At 68.4% G+C, this 13164-nt stretch carries 28 protein-coding genes; all 28 read right to left on the bottom strand.

Annotation, left to right across the window (positions count from 1 at the left end; all coding sequences use genetic code 11):
* Positions 1 to 7 precede the first annotated feature (7 nt).
* Positions 8 to 385 (bottom strand): 30S ribosomal protein S13, encoded by a 378-nt coding sequence (gene rpsM / locus LLG88_14035; protein ID MCE5248028.1) that lies wholly within the window; start codon positions 383 to 385, stop codon positions 8 to 10.
* Between the two features lie 25 nt (positions 386 to 410).
* Positions 411 to 524, bottom strand: coding sequence for a 50S ribosomal protein L36 (gene rpmJ, locus LLG88_14030; GenBank protein ID MCE5248027.1), 114 nt, complete (start codon positions 522 to 524; stop codon positions 411 to 413).
* A 64-nt stretch (positions 525 to 588) separates the two neighbouring features.
* On the bottom strand, positions 589 to 807 hold the full coding sequence (gene infA, locus LLG88_14025) for a translation initiation factor IF-1 (protein MCE5248026.1): 219 nt from the start codon (positions 805 to 807) through the stop codon (positions 589 to 591).
* Positions 808 to 826: 19 nt separating this feature from the next.
* Positions 827 to 1576 carry a type I methionyl aminopeptidase gene (gene map, locus LLG88_14020; protein MCE5248025.1) on the bottom strand — a complete coding sequence of 250 codons (750 nt, stop codon included), beginning with the start codon at positions 1574 to 1576 and terminating at the stop codon, positions 827 to 829.
* The gene (locus LLG88_14015; protein MCE5248024.1) at positions 1573 to 2157 is read right to left on the bottom strand and encodes an adenylate kinase; all 585 of its coding nucleotides are present in this window, start codon (positions 2155 to 2157) and stop codon (positions 1573 to 1575) included. The genes map and LLG88_14015 overlap by 4 nt, the downstream gene beginning before the upstream one ends.
* A 1-nt stretch (position 2158) precedes the next feature.
* A complete protein-coding gene (secY, locus tag LLG88_14010; protein MCE5248023.1) occupies positions 2159 to 3556 on the bottom strand; it encodes a preprotein translocase subunit SecY in 1398 nt (465 codons plus the stop codon).
* On the bottom strand, positions 3553 to 4020 hold the full coding sequence (gene rplO / locus LLG88_14005) for a 50S ribosomal protein L15 (protein MCE5248022.1): 468 nt from the start codon (positions 4018 to 4020) through the stop codon (positions 3553 to 3555). The genes secY and rplO overlap by 4 nt, the downstream gene beginning before the upstream one ends.
* Positions 4021 to 4042: 22 nt before the next feature.
* Positions 4043 to 4243: a 50S ribosomal protein L30 gene (gene rpmD / locus LLG88_14000; GenBank protein ID MCE5248021.1), complete on the bottom strand. Its 201-nt coding sequence runs from the start codon at positions 4241 to 4243 to the stop codon at positions 4043 to 4045.
* Positions 4240 to 4803: a 30S ribosomal protein S5 gene (rpsE, locus tag LLG88_13995; GenBank protein ID MCE5248020.1), complete on the bottom strand. Its 564-nt coding sequence runs from the start codon at positions 4801 to 4803 to the stop codon at positions 4240 to 4242. Before rpsE ends, rpmD begins: the two co-directional genes overlap by 4 nt.
* 53 nt (positions 4804 to 4856) lie before the next feature.
* Positions 4857 to 5228: a 50S ribosomal protein L18 gene (rplR, locus tag LLG88_13990; GenBank protein MCE5248019.1), complete on the bottom strand. Its 372-nt coding sequence runs from the start codon at positions 5226 to 5228 to the stop codon at positions 4857 to 4859.
* A 13-nt stretch (positions 5229 to 5241) separates the two neighbouring features.
* The gene (rplF, locus tag LLG88_13985; GenBank protein ID MCE5248018.1) at positions 5242 to 5784 is read right to left on the bottom strand and encodes a 50S ribosomal protein L6; all 543 of its coding nucleotides are present in this window, start codon (positions 5782 to 5784) and stop codon (positions 5242 to 5244) included.
* Between the two features lie 13 nt (positions 5785 to 5797).
* Entirely contained in the window at positions 5798 to 6196 is a 399-nt protein-coding gene (gene rpsH / locus LLG88_13980) for a 30S ribosomal protein S8 (protein MCE5248017.1), read from the bottom strand.
* 45 nt (positions 6197 to 6241) lie between these two features.
* The gene (locus LLG88_13975; GenBank protein MCE5248016.1) at positions 6242 to 6427 is read right to left on the bottom strand and encodes a type Z 30S ribosomal protein S14; all 186 of its coding nucleotides are present in this window, start codon (positions 6425 to 6427) and stop codon (positions 6242 to 6244) included.
* Positions 6428 to 6446: 19 nt separating this feature from the next.
* A complete protein-coding gene (gene rplE, locus LLG88_13970; GenBank protein MCE5248015.1) occupies positions 6447 to 6995 on the bottom strand; it encodes a 50S ribosomal protein L5 in 549 nt (182 codons plus the stop codon).
* An 8-nt stretch (positions 6996 to 7003) separates the two neighbouring features.
* Positions 7004 to 7333, bottom strand: coding sequence for a 50S ribosomal protein L24 (gene rplX, locus LLG88_13965; GenBank protein ID MCE5248014.1), 330 nt, complete (start codon positions 7331 to 7333; stop codon positions 7004 to 7006).
* Between the two features lie 7 nt (positions 7334 to 7340).
* Positions 7341 to 7739, bottom strand: coding sequence for a 50S ribosomal protein L14 (gene rplN, locus LLG88_13960; protein MCE5248013.1), 399 nt, complete (start codon positions 7737 to 7739; stop codon positions 7341 to 7343).
* A 10-nt stretch (positions 7740 to 7749) separates the two neighbouring features.
* The gene (gene rpsQ / locus LLG88_13955; GenBank protein MCE5248012.1) at positions 7750 to 8064 is read right to left on the bottom strand and encodes a 30S ribosomal protein S17; all 315 of its coding nucleotides are present in this window, start codon (positions 8062 to 8064) and stop codon (positions 7750 to 7752) included.
* A complete protein-coding gene (rpmC, locus tag LLG88_13950; GenBank protein MCE5248011.1) occupies positions 8064 to 8267 on the bottom strand; it encodes a 50S ribosomal protein L29 in 204 nt (67 codons plus the stop codon). Before rpmC ends, rpsQ begins: the two co-directional genes overlap by 1 nt.
* A gap of 22 nt (positions 8268 to 8289) precedes the next feature.
* Positions 8290 to 8703 carry a 50S ribosomal protein L16 gene (gene rplP, locus LLG88_13945; GenBank protein MCE5248010.1) on the bottom strand — a complete coding sequence of 138 codons (414 nt, stop codon included), beginning with the start codon at positions 8701 to 8703 and terminating at the stop codon, positions 8290 to 8292.
* Positions 8704 to 8775: 72 nt separating this feature from the next.
* A complete protein-coding gene (rpsC, locus tag LLG88_13940; GenBank protein ID MCE5248009.1) occupies positions 8776 to 9432 on the bottom strand; it encodes a 30S ribosomal protein S3 in 657 nt (218 codons plus the stop codon).
* 67 nt (positions 9433 to 9499) lie between these two features.
* Positions 9500 to 9838, bottom strand: a complete 339-nt coding sequence (gene rplV, locus LLG88_13935; GenBank protein ID MCE5248008.1) for a 50S ribosomal protein L22 — start codon at positions 9836 to 9838, stop codon at positions 9500 to 9502.
* A gap of 22 nt (positions 9839 to 9860) precedes the next feature.
* The gene (rpsS, locus tag LLG88_13930) at positions 9861 to 10142 is read right to left on the bottom strand and encodes a 30S ribosomal protein S19 (protein ID MCE5248007.1); all 282 of its coding nucleotides are present in this window, start codon (positions 10140 to 10142) and stop codon (positions 9861 to 9863) included.
* Between the two features lie 12 nt (positions 10143 to 10154).
* Positions 10155 to 10982 (bottom strand): 50S ribosomal protein L2, encoded by an 828-nt coding sequence (gene rplB / locus LLG88_13925; protein MCE5248006.1) that lies wholly within the window; start codon positions 10980 to 10982, stop codon positions 10155 to 10157.
* Between the two features lie 14 nt (positions 10983 to 10996).
* Entirely contained in the window at positions 10997 to 11305 is a 309-nt protein-coding gene (gene rplW, locus LLG88_13920; GenBank protein MCE5248005.1) for a 50S ribosomal protein L23, read from the bottom strand.
* 5 nt (positions 11306 to 11310) lie between these two features.
* A complete protein-coding gene (rplD, locus tag LLG88_13915) occupies positions 11311 to 11940 on the bottom strand; it encodes a 50S ribosomal protein L4 (protein MCE5248004.1) in 630 nt (209 codons plus the stop codon).
* A gap of 2 nt (positions 11941 to 11942) precedes the next feature.
* Positions 11943 to 12590, bottom strand: coding sequence for a 50S ribosomal protein L3 (gene rplC, locus LLG88_13910; GenBank protein ID MCE5248003.1), 648 nt, complete (start codon positions 12588 to 12590; stop codon positions 11943 to 11945).
* A gap of 45 nt (positions 12591 to 12635) precedes the next feature.
* The gene (gene rpsJ, locus LLG88_13905; protein ID MCE5248002.1) at positions 12636 to 12953 is read right to left on the bottom strand and encodes a 30S ribosomal protein S10; all 318 of its coding nucleotides are present in this window, start codon (positions 12951 to 12953) and stop codon (positions 12636 to 12638) included.
* Between the two features lie 70 nt (positions 12954 to 13023).
* Positions 13024 to 13164: elongation factor Tu (gene tuf, locus LLG88_13900; GenBank protein MCE5248001.1), on the bottom strand; the 141-nt coding region annotated here is incomplete at its 5' end.

Below are 13164 nucleotides of genomic sequence, written 5' to 3'. Positions count from 1 at the left end.
TCGATTCTTACTTCTTGACCTTCTTCTTCCCCGCCACCGCGATACGCGGACCCTTCTTCGTCCGCGCGTTGGTGTGGGTGCGCTGGCCGCGGACCGGCAGGCCCATGCGGTGCCGCGTGCCGCGGTAGCAGCCGATTTCGATCAGCCGCTTGATGTCCATCTGGGTGTTCTTGCGCAGGTCGCCTTCCACCCGGCCTTCGTCCGTGATGATCTGACGGATCTTCTTCGTCTGCTCTTCCGTCAGATCCTTCACGCGAACGGCCACCGGAACGTCGGCCGTCGCGAGGATCCGCGCCGAGCGTGCGGCGCCGATGCCGTAGATGTAGGTCAGCGCCACGTCGATGCGCTTGTTGAGGGGAAGATCCACGCCGGCGATGCGTGCCATGTTTCTATATCTCCCGCCGGGCCGCTCAGCCCTGGCGCTGCTTGTGCTTGGGGTTCTCGCAAATCACCCGGACCACCCCCTTGCGCCGGACGATCTTGCACTTGTCGCAGATTTTCCGCACCGAAGCCCTGACTTTCATCGTCCACCTCGCGTGGGCAGTGCCACCTACGCCATCGTCGCCGGGCGTCGCCCGGGCGACTCGCTCACTTGTACCGGTAAATGATCCGTCCCCGGTTCAGGTCGTACGGGGACAACTCCACCAGCACGCGGTCCCCCGGCAGGATGCGGATGAAGTTCTTGCGCATCCGCCCGGAGATGTGCGCCAGCACCATGTGGCCATTGTCGAGCTTCAACCGGAACATTGCGTTCGGCAACGTCTCGTCCACGGTCGCCTCGACTTGGATGGCCTCCTCCTTGCTCAAATCCGCACCTCTTCGCCTTTCACGCCGGCTCGCCCATGATCTTCGGCCCGTCGGCGGTGACCGCCGCGACCAGCTCCCAGTGGGCCGCCCGGGAGCCGTCCCGGGTGACCGCCGTCCAGTTGTCGCGCAGCACCTTCAACGCCGCCGATCCCGCCGTGATCATCGGCTCGATCGCCAGCACCATCCCTTCCTCGATCCGGGGGCCGTGCCCCGGACGGCCGTAGTTCGGGATCTGCGGCTCTTCGTGCATCCGCGTCCCGATCCCGTGCCCCACGTAGTCCCGGACGACCCCGAACCCGGCCGGCCGCGCGTGGCTCTCCACCGCGTGGCCGATGTCGGAGATCCGGTTCCCGGCCCGCGCCTGCTCGATGCCCAGGAGCATCGATTCGCGCGTCACCCGGGACAGCCGTTCGCTCTCCGGATCCAGCGCGCCGACGCCCGTCGTGACCGCGCTGTCTCCGTAGTACCCGTCGAGGAGAACGCCGAAGTCCAGGCTCACCAGATCGCCCGCTTCCAACTTCCGCGGGCCCGGGATGCCGTGGATGACCTCCTCGTTGACGGAGATGCAAACCGACGCAGGATACCCCATGTATCCCTTGAACGCCGGTCGCGCTCCCCCGTCGAGGGTCAATTTTTCCGCGATCTCGTCCAGTTCGGCCGTGGTGATGCCTTCCTGGGCCGCCGCGGCCAGTTCCGCCAGCACCTGCCGCACCAGCCGGCAGGCCCGGTCGATCCGCTCGATCTCGGCCGGACTGCGACGCGCGATCATCGGCCGCCCGCCGCCGGCAGCGCGGCGACGACGCGGGCGAAAACCTCTTCCTCCGTGCCGACGCCGTCCACCCGAGCCAGAACTCCGCGCCCGTCGTAGACCGCGGCGACCGGCAACGTCTCCTCGCGGTAGACGGCCAGCCGCTTCCGAATCGTCTCGAGGTTGTCGTCCGCGCGGACGACCCCTCCGTCCCCCTTCGTCGCCCGGCCGAGCAGCCGATCTTCGACCACCTGGTCCGGAACGTCGAGCAGGACGACGCAGTCGAGGTTCCGCTCGCCGAGGATCCGGTCGAGCAGGCTGATCTGGCGCACCGTCCGGGGGAAACCGTCGAGCAGGAAGCCGCGGGAGGCGTCCGCCTGGGCGAGCCGCTCCGCGACGACGTCCGCGATCAGCTCGTCCGAAACGAGATGCCCCGCGTCCATCACTTCCTTCACGCGCCGTCCGAGATCCGAACCCGAGCGGACGGCCGCCCGCAGCATGTCCCCGGTCGAGACGTGGGGGACGCCCAGAGCGGCCACGATCCGCGCCGCCTGCGTCCCCTTCCCCGCGCCCGGGGGCCCGAACAGCGCCAAACGCGCCATCTCAGCCCCTCCGCCCCTTGATCCGCGTCTTCTTGAGGAACCCGTCGTAGTGCCGCATCACGAGTTGGGACTCGATCTGCTGGACGGTGTCCATCGCGACGCCGACGACGATCAGGAGCGACGTGCCGCCGAAGTAGAACTTCACCTGCAGCCCTTCGAGCAGGATCTTCGGCACGAGGCGGTTGAAGAACTGCCCCACCGCGGCCGGCTCGAGGTTGTGCAGCTGGAACCCGTACATCAGGAAGTTCGGGAGCAGCCAGATCACGCCGAGGTAGATCGCGCCGGCGAAGGTCAGCCGCGTCAGCACGTTGTTGATGTGCTGGGCGGTCGGCTTGCCGGGGCGCACCCCGGGGATGAACCCGCCGACCCGCTTCATGTTCTCGGCGGTGTCCTGCGGGTTGAAGATGATCGCCGTGTAGAAGTAGCAGAACCCGAGGATCATCAGGAAGCAGACGATGTTGTACCAAGGCATGTGGTACTGCAGCTGGCGGTCGATCGCGCCGAGCGAGGCGTTGGGCCAGCGCTCGTAGACCAGCCGCAGCAGCGTCACCGGCAGCACCATCAGCGAGGTCGCGAAGATGACCGGGATGACGCCGGCGGTGTTCACGCGCAGCGGGAGGAACGTCGCCTGGCCGCGCATCACCCGGCGGCCCTGCACCCGGCTGGCGTACTGGATCGGGATCCGCCGCTGCGCGCGCTCGACGAAGACGACCGCCGCGACCACGGCGAACATCGCCACGGCCAGCAGCACCATCGGCAGCAGGCCCTTCTCCCCCGTGAGGACTTCGCGGGCCGTGCTCACCACCGCGTGCGGGAAGCGGGCGACGATGCCGGCGAAGATGATCAGGGAGATGCCGTTGCCGATGCCGCGCTCGGTGATCTGCTCGCCGAGCCACATGATGAACGCGGTGCCGGTCGTGAGGGTGAGGATCGTCACCAGGAAGAAGCCGATCCCCGGGTTCGTCACGACGGCCTGGTCGCCGGTGTGGATCTTGCTGACCCAGAGGCAGATGCCCGCGCCCTGGATCATCGAGAGCATGATCGTGCCGTAGCGCGTCCACTGGTTGATCTTGCGCCGCCCGACCTCGCCTTCCTTCTGGAGGCGCTCGAGGTACGGCCAGACCACGGCGAGCAGCTGCAGAATGATCGACGCCGAGATGTAGGGCATGATGCCCAGGGCGAAGATCGTCAGGTTCTGCAGGTTGCCGCCGGTGAACAGATCCACGAGCCCGAACACCGAGCCCTGGTTCTGCTCGAACCAGCCCTTCAGCGCCTCGAGGTTGATCCCCGGGATCGGCACGTAGGAGCCGACGCGGTAGATGGCCAAGAGGCCGAAGGTGAACAGCACCCTCAGCCTCAAGTCCTTGATGCGCCAAATGTTCTGGATGCTTTCGATCATCGCTGCTCGTCCGCCGGAGCGCCGATCAGTTCGATCTTGCCTCCGGCGGCCTCGATCTTGCGGCGCGCGCCGGCGGTGGCGGCGTGGACGTGAACCGTCAGGGCGGCGTCGATCTCGCCGTGCCCGAGCAGCTTGATCCGCGAGGAGAGCTTCTTGCGGACCAGACCCTTCGCGACGAGCGCGGCGGCGTCGACCACCGAGCCGGCGGCGAAGTCCTTCAGCGCCGCGACGTTGATCTCCGCGCACTCCTCGCGGAAGATGTTCGTGAAGCCGCGCTTGGGCAGACGCCGGACCAGCGGCATCTGGCCGCCTTCGAATCCCCAGCGCCGGGAGTAGCCGGAGCGGGACTTCTGGCCGTTCTCGCCGCGGCAGGACTTCTCGCCGTGCCCCGAGCCGGGCCCGCGGCCGACGCGCTTGCGCTTCTTGGTGGCGCCGGGCGCCGGGCCGATATCGTGGAGCCTCATCGATCTTCCCTCCGAAGGCCGCTTACTTGGCGGCGCCGTCGTCGATGATCCGCACGAGGTGCGGAATCTTGGCGACCATCCCGCGCACTCCCGGGTGGTCGGGCAGCTCGACGACGCGGTGCATCTTCCCCAAGCCCAGCGCGCGCAGGATCTTCTTGTGCGTCTCCGGCGTCGCGATGCCGCTCTTGTACTGCTCGATCTTCAGCTTCGCCTCGCCGCTCATGCTTCACCCCCGACGGCCGGCGGAGGCACGACCACCGCCGCGGCCTTCGGATCGAGCGTCTCGACCGCCACGCCGCGCAGCTTCGCCACCTCGCGCACGTCCTTGAGCTGCTTCAGCCCTTCGAAGGCGGCGCGCACGACGTTGTGCGGGTTCTGCGTCCCGAGGCACTTCGTCAGCACGTCCTGCACTCCGAGCGACTCGAGGATCGCGCGGACCGCGCCGCCGGCGATGACGCCGGTTCCCGGCGAGGCCGGCTTGAGCAGCACGCGCCCGGCGCCGTGACGGCCGACGACGACGTGGGGAATCGTCGCGCCCTTCAGCGCCACGCGGATCATGCTCCGCTTGGCCTTTTCCACGCCCTTGGCGATCGCCGCCGGCACTTCCTTGGCCTTGCCCGTGCCGAAGCCGACCCGCCCCTTGCCGTCGCCGACGACGACGAGCGCGGAGAAGGAGAAGTTCTTGCCGCCCTTCACGACCTTCGTGACGCGGTTGATGAAGACAACTTGGTCCCGGAGGTCCGATCCCTCGCGATCCCGGTCCCTATCTCGATCGAAAGCCACGTTCGCCTCCGCTCACGCGCCGGACGGATGGTCCGCCGCTGGGCGCCGCCCGCTCAGAACTGCAGTCCGCCCTCGCGGGCGGCGTCGGCCAGGGCCTTGATCCGCCCGTGGTACCGGTAGCCGCCGCGGTCGAACACCGCCAACTTCACGCCCGCGGCCAACAGCCGGGCCGCGATCGCCTTGCCGACGACCTGCGCCGCGGCGACGTTGCCGCCGTGCCCGCCGAGCTGCGCCCGGCATTCCTTGTCCGCCGTCGACGCCGCGGCGACGGTCTTGCCGGCCGCGTCGTCGATCGCCTGAACGTAGATGTGCTTCAGGCTGCGGTAAACCGCCAAGCGCGGCCGCTCCGGCGTGCCCTCGACCCGGCCGCGCACGCGACCGCGCACTTGACGGCGCGCATCTTTGCGATCCTTGCGGGGATACATCGCCCTCTCCCGTTTACTTGCCGGCCGCCTTGCCGGGCTTGAGCACGATCTGCTCGTCCTTGTAGCGGATACCCTTGCCCTTGTAGGCGTCGGGCGGCCGAATGGCCCGCAGGTTCGCGGCCACCTGGCCGAGCTGCTGCTTGTCGATCCCGGCGAGGACGATCGTCGTGTTCTTGTCCTCGACGCGGGCGGCGACGCCTTGCGGCAGCTCGAAGACGACCGGGTGCGAGAACCCGAGCGCGAGCGTCAGGCCCTTCGGCGCGGGCTCGACCTTGTAGCCGGTCCCGACCACCTGCAGCGCCCGCTCGTACCCTTCGCTCACGCCGTGAACCGCGTTCGCGAGCAGCGCCCGGGTCAACCCGTGCAGCGCCCGCTGCGGCTTGCTGTCGTCCTTCCGCTCGACGTGCGCGACGTTCTCCTCGATCCGCACGCTGATGCCGTACGGAACGGGAACCGTCAGCACGCCCTTCGGTCCCTTGACCTCGGCCTCGGTCCGGCCGACGCCCACGGTCACGCCCTTGGGCAGCGGCAGCGGCTTCTTTCCGATGCGCGACATTGGCTCCTCCCGCCTACCAGACGTTGCAGATCCACTCGCCGCCAACTCCGATGCGGCGGGCGGAACGCCCGTCAAGGATCCCCCGCGAGGTCGAGAGGATCGTCACGCCCATGCCGCCCAGCACGTCGGGGATTTCCTGCGCGCCCACGTACACGCGCCGCCCCGGCTTGCTCACCCGCTCCAGGCCCGTGATCACGCGCTCGCCGTGCGGCCCGTACTTGAGCTGGAGGTGCAGCAGACCCTGCTTGTCGTCTTCCTCCTGGGCGAAGTCGGAGATGAACCCCTCCTCGCGCAGGATGCGGGCGATCTCGCACTTCACCCGCGAAGAAGGCATCGTGACGCGCTCGTGCCCGGCCATCAGAGAGTTCCTGATCCGGGTGAGCATGTCCGCGATCGGATCGGTCATCGACATACGTCAGTCCTCGAAGAGGCGGGCGCGAACCCGCCCGTCACGATCTCACCAGCTGGCCTTGCGCACGCCCGGGACGAACCCGGCGAGACTCAACTCGCGGAAGCAGATGCGGCAAAGCTGGAACTTGCGCATGTAGCTCCGCGGCCGTCCGCAGCGGCGGCACCGATTGTGCTGCCGGCAGGCGAACTTGGGCTTCATGTGCATCTCGGCCATCTTGGCGCTGCTCGCCATTTCGACGTCCCTCCCGCGCCTAGCGCGCGAACGGCATGCCGAGGCGGGTCAAAAGAGCCTTCGCCTCGCGGTCGTTCCGGGCCGAGGTGACGATCGTGATGTTCATCCCGATCGCCTTGTTCACCTTGGCGACGTTGATCTCGGGGAAGATCACCTGTTCCTTCACCCCGAGCGTGTAGTTGCCGCGCCCGTCGAACGCCTTCCCCGAAACGCCGCGGAAGTCGCGCATCCGGGGGAGCGCCAGATTGGCCAGCCGGTCGAAGAACTCCCACATCCGCTCGCGGCGCAAAGTCACCGCGGCGCCGACCACCATCCCTTCGCGCAGCTTGAAGTTGGCGATCGACTTGCGGGCCTTGCGGACGGTCGGCTTCTGGCCGGCGATCTCCGTCAGTTCGGAGACGGCCTCCTCCAACAGCTTCGGGTCGCGCGAGGCTTCGCCGAGGCCCATGTTGATCACGATCTTGTTGAGGCACGGCGCGGCCATCGGGTTGTCCAGCCCCAGTTCCTGCATCAGGGCCGGCCGGAGCTCGCGCTCGTACTTCTCGCGCAGGCGCGGAACGTAGCTCATCTCTCGCCTCACCGGGTCAGTTCGGCGCCCGAGCGCCGAGCGGTCCGGACCTTGACCCGCCGACCGTCCGGCGAGTCGAGGAACTTGTGGCCGACGCGCGTCGGCTTGTTCGTCTGCGGGTCGATCGGCTGCAGCTTGGCCATGTGCACCGCGGCCTCGCGCTCCACGATCCCGCCCTTCACGCCCAGCCGAGGGTTCGGCTTCGCGTGCTTCTTCACGAGGTTCACGCCTTCGACGATCGCGCGCTCGGTCTCGGAGATCACGCGCAGCACCTTGCCGCGCTTCCCCTTGTCCTTGCCCGAGATGACCTCGACCTGGTCGCCTTTCCGGATTCGCATGGCTACCTCACAGAACCTCGGGCGCGAGCGAGATGATCCTGGCGAAGTTCTTCTCGCGCAGTTCCCTCGCCACGGGCCCGAACACGCGCGTCCCGACCGGCTCGCCCATGTTGTTGATCAGCACCGCCGCGTTCTCGTCGAAGCGGATGTAGGTGCCGTCCTTGCGCCGGTGGTCGGCGCGCACGCGGACGACGACGGCCTTGACCACCGCGCCCTTCTTCACCGTGCCGTCCGGCAGCGCCTCCTGGACCGACGCGGTGATCACGTCGCCCAGGCCCGCCATCTCCGGCGCCTTGCCGCCGACCAGCCCCTTCGCGCCCGGACGGGCGGCGAGGACGCCGATCGCGCGGATCTTCTTCGCGCCCGAGTTGTCGGCGACGGCGAGGATCGTACGCATCTGGATCATCGCGGCCTCCTCACTTCCCCGCCTCGTCCTCGACCACCGGGTCGACGGACGGGGCGGCGCCCTCGGCGCGCAGAATGATTTCGGTCACGCGCCAGCGCTTGCGCGCCGACAGCGGCCGGGTCTCGGCGATCTCGACCTTGTCCCCGACGTTGCAGAGGTTCCGCTCGTCGTGGGCGAGGAAGTACTTCGAGCGCCGGATGACCCGCTTGTAGACCGCGTGCGGGATCAGCCGCTCGACGAGGACCTTGACGGTCTTGTCGCCGGGCTTGCTGGCAACGACGCCGACCTTGGTCTGGCCGCGCCGGATGTTCGATTCGCCTGCCATCAGCGGGTCTCCTTCGCCGCCTCGCGCTGCCGCATCACGGTCAGCACGCGCGCCAGGCTGCGGCGCGTATCGCCCAGCTTGTGCGGCTTCTCCAGTTGGCCGATCGCCCGCTGGAGGCGCAGGTTGAAGAGCGCCCGCCGCAATTCGCGGGACTCCTGAGCCAGCTGCTCCTCGGACATGTCCCGGATTTCCTTGATCTTCATCGCCGCGTCTCCGCCGACCGCCTCAAACCGTGGCGCGCCGGACGAACTTAGTCTGGATCGGCAGCTTGCTGCCGGCGAGCTTCATCGCGTTCGCCGCGACGTCCTCGGGAATGCCCTGGAGCTCGAACAGGATCTTCCCCGGCTTGACCACCGCGACCCAGTGGTCCGGGGCCCCCTTGCCCGAGCCCATGCGGGTCTCGGCCGCCTTCTTCGTCACCGGCTTGTCCGGGAAAAGGCGAATGTAGAGCTTGCCGCCGCGCTTCACCGCGCGGCTCATCGCCACGCGGGCGGCCTCGATCTGCCGCTGCGTCAGCCAGCCCGGCTCGAGCGCCTTCAGGCCGAACTCGCCGAAGGCGACCAAGGAGCCGCGCATGGCCACGCCGCACATCCGGCCGCGCTGCTGCTTCCTGAACTTGACTTTCGTCGGCTGCAACATTGTCGTTCGTCCCTGGCCGGGGCCGCCCCGCGGCGGCCGGCGTCGGGGCCGGCGCGCGGCCGGCCGCTACAGCTATCTCTGGCGCCCGCGCTGGGCCACGACCTCGGTCTGCTCGCCCTTGTAGATCCAGCACTTGATGCCGATCACGCCGTAGGTCGTGTGCGCGTTCGCCTGGCCGTAGTCGATGTCCGCGCGCAGCGTGTGCAGCGGCAGACGGCCGACCAGATACCACTCGGCCCGCGCGATTTCGTGGCCGCCCAAGCGGCCCGCGCAGCGGATGCGGATCCCCTTGGCGCCGAACCGCTGCGCCGCCTCGACCGCCTTGCGCATGGCGCGGCGGAAGGCGATGCGGCGTTCGAGCTGCCCGGCGATCCCCTCGGCGACCAGCTGGGCGTCGAGCTCCGGCTTCTCGACCTCGAGGATGTTCACGAACACCTCGCGGCCGGTCTTCGCCTTCATGTCGTCGCGCAGCTTGTCGACCTCGGTCCCCTTGCGGCCGATGATGACGCCCGGACGCGCGGTGTAGAGGCTGACCTTCAGCTTGTGCTCGCCGGCCCGCTCCACGTCCACCCCGGCGATGCCGGCGTTGAACAGGCGGGACTTCAATTCCTTGCGCAGGGCGAGATCCTCGTGGAGGAAGTCCGCGTAGCGCTTGGTGTCGAACCAGCGGCTCTTCCAGGTGCGGTTGTAACCGAGCCGGAAGCCGTAGGGGTGAGTCTTGTGTCCCATCGCGTCCTCTGGAGCCGCCCGCTGGGGGCCGCGTCCTTGGGCCGCCGCCTCGGCGGCCCCGTGGAACCTACTTCTTCACGTCGAGCTGCAGCGTCACGTGCGCCTTCCGGCTGATCCGGGGGAAGTAGCGCCCCATCGTGCCGGCCCGCCCGCGGCTTTCGCTCGGCCCCTCGTCGACCCACGCCTTGGCGACGAAGAGCTTGTCCACGTCCACCCGCTCTTCGCGGTTCTCGGCGTTGGCGATGGCCGAGTTCAGCAGCTTCTCGATGTGCCGCGCCACGCGCTTGTGGGAGGCCTTCAAGATGCCCAGCGCCTCGGCCACGTCGCGGCCGCGGATCTGGTCGACAACCAGCCGCGTCTTCTGCGCGCTCGTCCGGAGATAGCGCAGCGTCGCTTGCGAAACCATGATTCGTCTCCCTCGCGCGCGCTCAGCGCTTGGCCTTCTTGTCCTTGGTCCCGGAGTGTCCTTTGAACGTCCGGGTCAAGGCGAACTCGCCGAGCTTGTGGCCGACCATGTTCTCGGTCACGTACACGGGGATGAACTTCTTCCCGTTGTGCACCGCCATGGTGTGCCCGACCATCTCGGGGGTGATCGTCGACCGCCGGGACCAGGTCTTGATCACCTTGCGGTCGTTCTTCTTGTTCATCTCGTCGATCTTCTTCGCGAGGTGCTGATCGACGAAGGGACCCTTCCAAACCGAACGCGACATGGCCGGCTCCGGTTACTTCTGGCCGCGCCGGCGGACGATGAACCGGTCCGTGCGCGGGTTGTGGCGGGTCTTGTGGCCCTTGGTCGGAACGCCCCACGGCGTCACCGGGTGACGGCCGCCCGAGGTCTTGCCCTCGCCGCCGCCGTGCGGATGGTCGACCGGGTTCATCGCGACGCCGCGAACGTGCGGCCGCTTGCCCAGCCAACGGGAGCGGCCGGCCTTGCCGATGCTCACGTTGGCGTGGTCGATGTTCCCGACCTGGCCGATCGTCGCCCGGCACTCGGTGAGCACGAGGCGCATTTCGCCCGAGGGGAGCCGCAGATGGGCGTATTCGCCCTCCTTGGCCATGATCTGGGCGCCGGCGCCGGCGCTGCGGGCCATCTGGCCCCCCTTGCCGGGACGGAGCTCGATGTTGTGGATCATCGTGCCGACCGGAATGTTCTTCAGCGGCAGGCAGTTGCCCACGACGATGTCCGCCTCGGAGGAGGCGAGGATCGTCTGACCGACCTGAAGACCCAAGGGGGCGATGATGTAGCGCTTGTCGCCGTCCTTGTAGGTCACCAGGGCGATGTTCGCCGAACGATTCGGGTCGTACTCGATCGTGGTCACCTGGCCCGGAACGCCGTTCTTGTCCCGCTTGAAGTCGATCAGGCGGTAGCGGCGCTTGTGCCCGCCGCCGCGCTGCCACATCGACACGCGGCCCAGGCTGTTGCGGCCGCCGGTCGCCTTCTTCGGCTCGAGCAGGGGCTTGTACGGTTCCGAGGTCGTGATCTCGGGCGAGACCAGCACTTCCATCTGCCGTCTGCCCGGCGAGGTCGGCTTGAACTTCTTGATCGCCATTTTGGCCCCCGTCCTCAGCCTTCGAGGTAGTCGATGGTCTTGCTGCCCGGCTTCAGGGTCACGTAGGCCTTCTTCCAGTCGGCCCGAAGACCGAGGAAGCGGCCGTAGCGGCGCTTCTTGCCCGCCACGTTCACCGTGCGCACGTGCAGCACCTCGACGCCGAACGCTTCTTCGACGGCCGCGCGGATCTGGATCTTGTTCGCCCGCGGATCGACGTCGAAGACGAAGGTTTCGCCGCTGTCCTTGCGGCGGTCCGCCTCTTCCTTGAGCCGCGTCGCCTTTTCGGTCAGCCGCGGCCGGCGGATGATGTCCCAACTGGTCAGGGCGTTCATCGGCTCAGAACCTCACCGAGCTGCTCCACCGCGGCCCGGCTGATCAAGACCGTCTCGTGGTCCAGCACGTGGTAGGCGTGGACCTGCAGCGCCCGCACCGCGTCGATGCGCGGATGGTTGCGCGCGGCCAGCTCGAGGGCCTCGTTCTCGCCGTCGAAGACCACCAGCACCTTCCCCGTCAGGCCGAGGTCCTTCTGGACCAGACCGGCGAGGAGCTTCGTCTTCGGCTCCGTGAACGGCAGGCCGTCCACGACCATCAGGTTCCCGCCGCTGACCTTGTCCGACAGCGCCGAGGCCAGCGCGACCCGGCGCGCCCGCTTGGGGAGCGCGTAGGAGTAGTCGCGCGGGACGGGCCCGAAGATCGTGCCGCCGTGGCGCCACAGCGGCGAACGGTTGGACCCCATGCGGGCCCGGCCGGTCCCCTTCTGCTTCCACAGCTTCTTGCCGCCGCCGCTGACTTCGACGCGGTTCTTGGTCTTGTGCGTCCCGCGGCGCGCGCACGCCAAGTAGCAGCGCACGGCCTCGTAGAGCAGGTGGCGGTTGAACGGCCTCGCGAAGACGGCGTCCGGCAGCGTCAGCTTGCCGACCTCTTCGCGCTTGATGTTCAGAACGCTGACTTCCGGCATGGTCACTCCCCCTTCCGGGCGTGGCCGGCCTGGAAGCGGACGACGAGCACGCTGCCGCGCGCGCCCGGGACCGCGCCCCTGATCACCAGCAGGTTGCGGGCCGCGTCGACTTCCACGACCTCGAGACCCTTCACGGTGATCCGGGCGTCGCCCATGTGGCCGCCCATCCGCAGGCCGCGCAGCGTGCGCGACGGCCAGGCGGAAGCGCCGATCGAACCGGGGGCGCGATGGAACATCGAGCCGTGCGTCGCGACGCCGCCGCCGAACCCGTGGCGCTTGATCACGCCCTGGAAGCCGCGTCCCTTGCTGTTCCCGATGACGTCCACCTTGTCGCCGGCCTTGAAGAGGTCGCACTTGACCGTGTCGCCGGGCTTCGGATCCGCCCCTTCGGCCAGCGGGAACTCGCGCAGCTGGCGGGTCGCCGGCACTCCGGCGCGCTTGAAGTGACCCGCAGTCGGCTTGTTCACGCGGCGCGGGGCGCGGTCCTCGACGAGGCCGAGCTGGGCGGCTTCGTAGCCGTCGCGCTCCTTCGTCTTACGCTGGACGACCACGCACGGTCCCGCGACCAGCACAGTGGCCGGCACCACGCGGCCGTCCTCTCGGAACAGCTGCGTCATCCCGACCTTCTTTGCAATCAGTCCACCAACCATTGGTCCAACCTCCGCCCGTAGGGGCCGAAATTAATCGCCGCCCCTTCAGGAGCTGAAGGCCTTGATTTCGACGTCCACGCCGGCCGGCAGGTCGAGCTTCATCAGCGCGTCCACCGTCTCGGGGGTGGGGTCAAGAATGTCGAGAAGCCGCTTGTGCGTGCGGGTCTCGAACTGCTCGCGCGACTTCTTGTCGACGTGCGGCGAGCGGTTGACGGTGTAGATGCTCCGCAACGTCGGCAGAGGGATCGGCCCCGCCACGCGCGCGCCCGTCCGCCGGGCCGTGTCGACGATCTCGGTCGCCGACTGGTCCAAGATGCGGTGGTCGTAGGCTCTCAGCCTGATGCGGATCTTGTCGCTGTTCATCGGATCCGTCCTCGGCGCCCATCGCGCCGCGTTGCCATTCGGGAACGGCGAGGCGAGGCCCCGCCGCCCCTCACTTGATGATCTCGGTCACCGAGCCGGCGCCGACCGTCCGGCCGCCTTCGCGGATGGCGAAGCGCAGCCCGCGGTCCATCGCGATCGGCTGGATCAGCTCCACCACCACTTCCAGGCGGTCGCCCGGCATCACCATCTC

The sequence above is a fragment of the bacterium genome (assembly GCA_021372775.1).
In the GTDB taxonomy this organism is placed as follows: domain Bacteria; phylum Acidobacteriota; class Polarisedimenticolia; order J045; family J045; genus JAJFTU01.
This window is presented reverse-complemented; position numbering and strand designations above follow the sequence as displayed.

What these genes read in the sequence shown, in the direction of transcription:
- rplE (MCE5248015.1), bottom strand. Translation starts at nt 6,995, where the DNA reads ATGAGCTACGTTCCGCGCCTGCGCGAGAAGTACGAGCGCGAGCTCCGG.
- map (MCE5248025.1), bottom strand. Translation starts at nt 1,576, where the DNA reads ATGATCGCGCGTCGCAGTCCGGCCGAGATCGAGCGGATCGACCGGGCC.
- secY (MCE5248023.1), bottom strand. Translation starts at nt 3,556, where the DNA reads ATGATCGAAAGCATCCAGAACATTTGGCGCATCAAGGACTTGAGGCTG.
- rplN (MCE5248013.1), bottom strand. Translation starts at nt 7,739, where the DNA reads ATGATCCAGATGCGTACGATCCTCGCCGTCGCCGACAACTCGGGCGCG.
- rplV (MCE5248008.1), bottom strand. Translation starts at nt 9,838, where the DNA reads ATGGTTTCGCAAGCGACGCTGCGCTATCTCCGGACGAGCGCGCAGAAG.
- rpsM (MCE5248028.1), bottom strand. Translation starts at nt 385, where the DNA reads ATGGCACGCATCGCCGGCGTGGATCTTCCCCTCAACAAGCGCATCGAC.
- rpmD (MCE5248021.1), bottom strand. Translation starts at nt 4,243, where the DNA reads ATGAGCGGCGAGGCGAAGCTGAAGATCGAGCAGTACAAGAGCGGCATC.
- rplP (MCE5248010.1), bottom strand. Translation starts at nt 8,703, where the DNA reads ATGTTGCAGCCGACGAAAGTCAAGTTCAGGAAGCAGCAGCGCGGCCGG.
- rplO (MCE5248022.1), bottom strand. Translation starts at nt 4,020, where the DNA reads ATGAGGCTCCACGATATCGGCCCGGCGCCCGGCGCCACCAAGAAGCGC.
- rplX (MCE5248014.1), bottom strand. Translation starts at nt 7,333, where the DNA reads ATGCGAATCCGGAAAGGCGACCAGGTCGAGGTCATCTCGGGCAAGGAC.
- rpsS (MCE5248007.1), bottom strand. Translation starts at nt 10,142, where the DNA reads ATGTCGCGTTCGGTTTGGAAGGGTCCCTTCGTCGATCAGCACCTCGCG.
- rpsC (MCE5248009.1), bottom strand. Translation starts at nt 9,432, where the DNA reads ATGGGACACAAGACTCACCCCTACGGCTTCCGGCTCGGTTACAACCGC.
- rplC (MCE5248003.1), bottom strand. Translation starts at nt 12,590, where the DNA reads ATGGTTGGTGGACTGATTGCAAAGAAGGTCGGGATGACGCAGCTGTTC.
- LLG88_13975 (MCE5248016.1), bottom strand. Translation starts at nt 6,427, where the DNA reads ATGGCGAGCAGCGCCAAGATGGCCGAGATGCACATGAAGCCCAAGTTC.
- rplF (MCE5248018.1), bottom strand. Translation starts at nt 5,784, where the DNA reads ATGTCGCGCATCGGAAAGAAGCCGCTGCCGCTGCCCAAGGGCGTGACC.
- rpsJ (MCE5248002.1), bottom strand. Translation starts at nt 12,953, where the DNA reads ATGAACAGCGACAAGATCCGCATCAGGCTGAGAGCCTACGACCACCGC.
- rpsQ (MCE5248012.1), bottom strand. Translation starts at nt 8,064, where the DNA reads ATGGCAGGCGAATCGAACATCCGGCGCGGCCAGACCAAGGTCGGCGTC.
- rpmJ (MCE5248027.1), bottom strand. Translation starts at nt 524, where the DNA reads ATGAAAGTCAGGGCTTCGGTGCGGAAAATCTGCGACAAGTGCAAGATC.
- rplR (MCE5248019.1), bottom strand. Translation starts at nt 5,228, where the DNA reads ATGTATCCCCGCAAGGATCGCAAAGATGCGCGCCGTCAAGTGCGCGGT.
- rplD (MCE5248004.1), bottom strand. Translation starts at nt 11,940, where the DNA reads ATGCCGGAAGTCAGCGTTCTGAACATCAAGCGCGAAGAGGTCGGCAAG.
- LLG88_14015 (MCE5248024.1), bottom strand. Translation starts at nt 2,157, where the DNA reads ATGGCGCGTTTGGCGCTGTTCGGGCCCCCGGGCGCGGGGAAGGGGACG.
- rpsH (MCE5248017.1), bottom strand. Translation starts at nt 6,196, where the DNA reads ATGTCGATGACCGATCCGATCGCGGACATGCTCACCCGGATCAGGAAC.
- rpmC (MCE5248011.1), bottom strand. Translation starts at nt 8,267, where the DNA reads ATGAAGATCAAGGAAATCCGGGACATGTCCGAGGAGCAGCTGGCTCAG.
- rplB (MCE5248006.1), bottom strand. Translation starts at nt 10,982, where the DNA reads ATGGCGATCAAGAAGTTCAAGCCGACCTCGCCGGGCAGACGGCAGATG.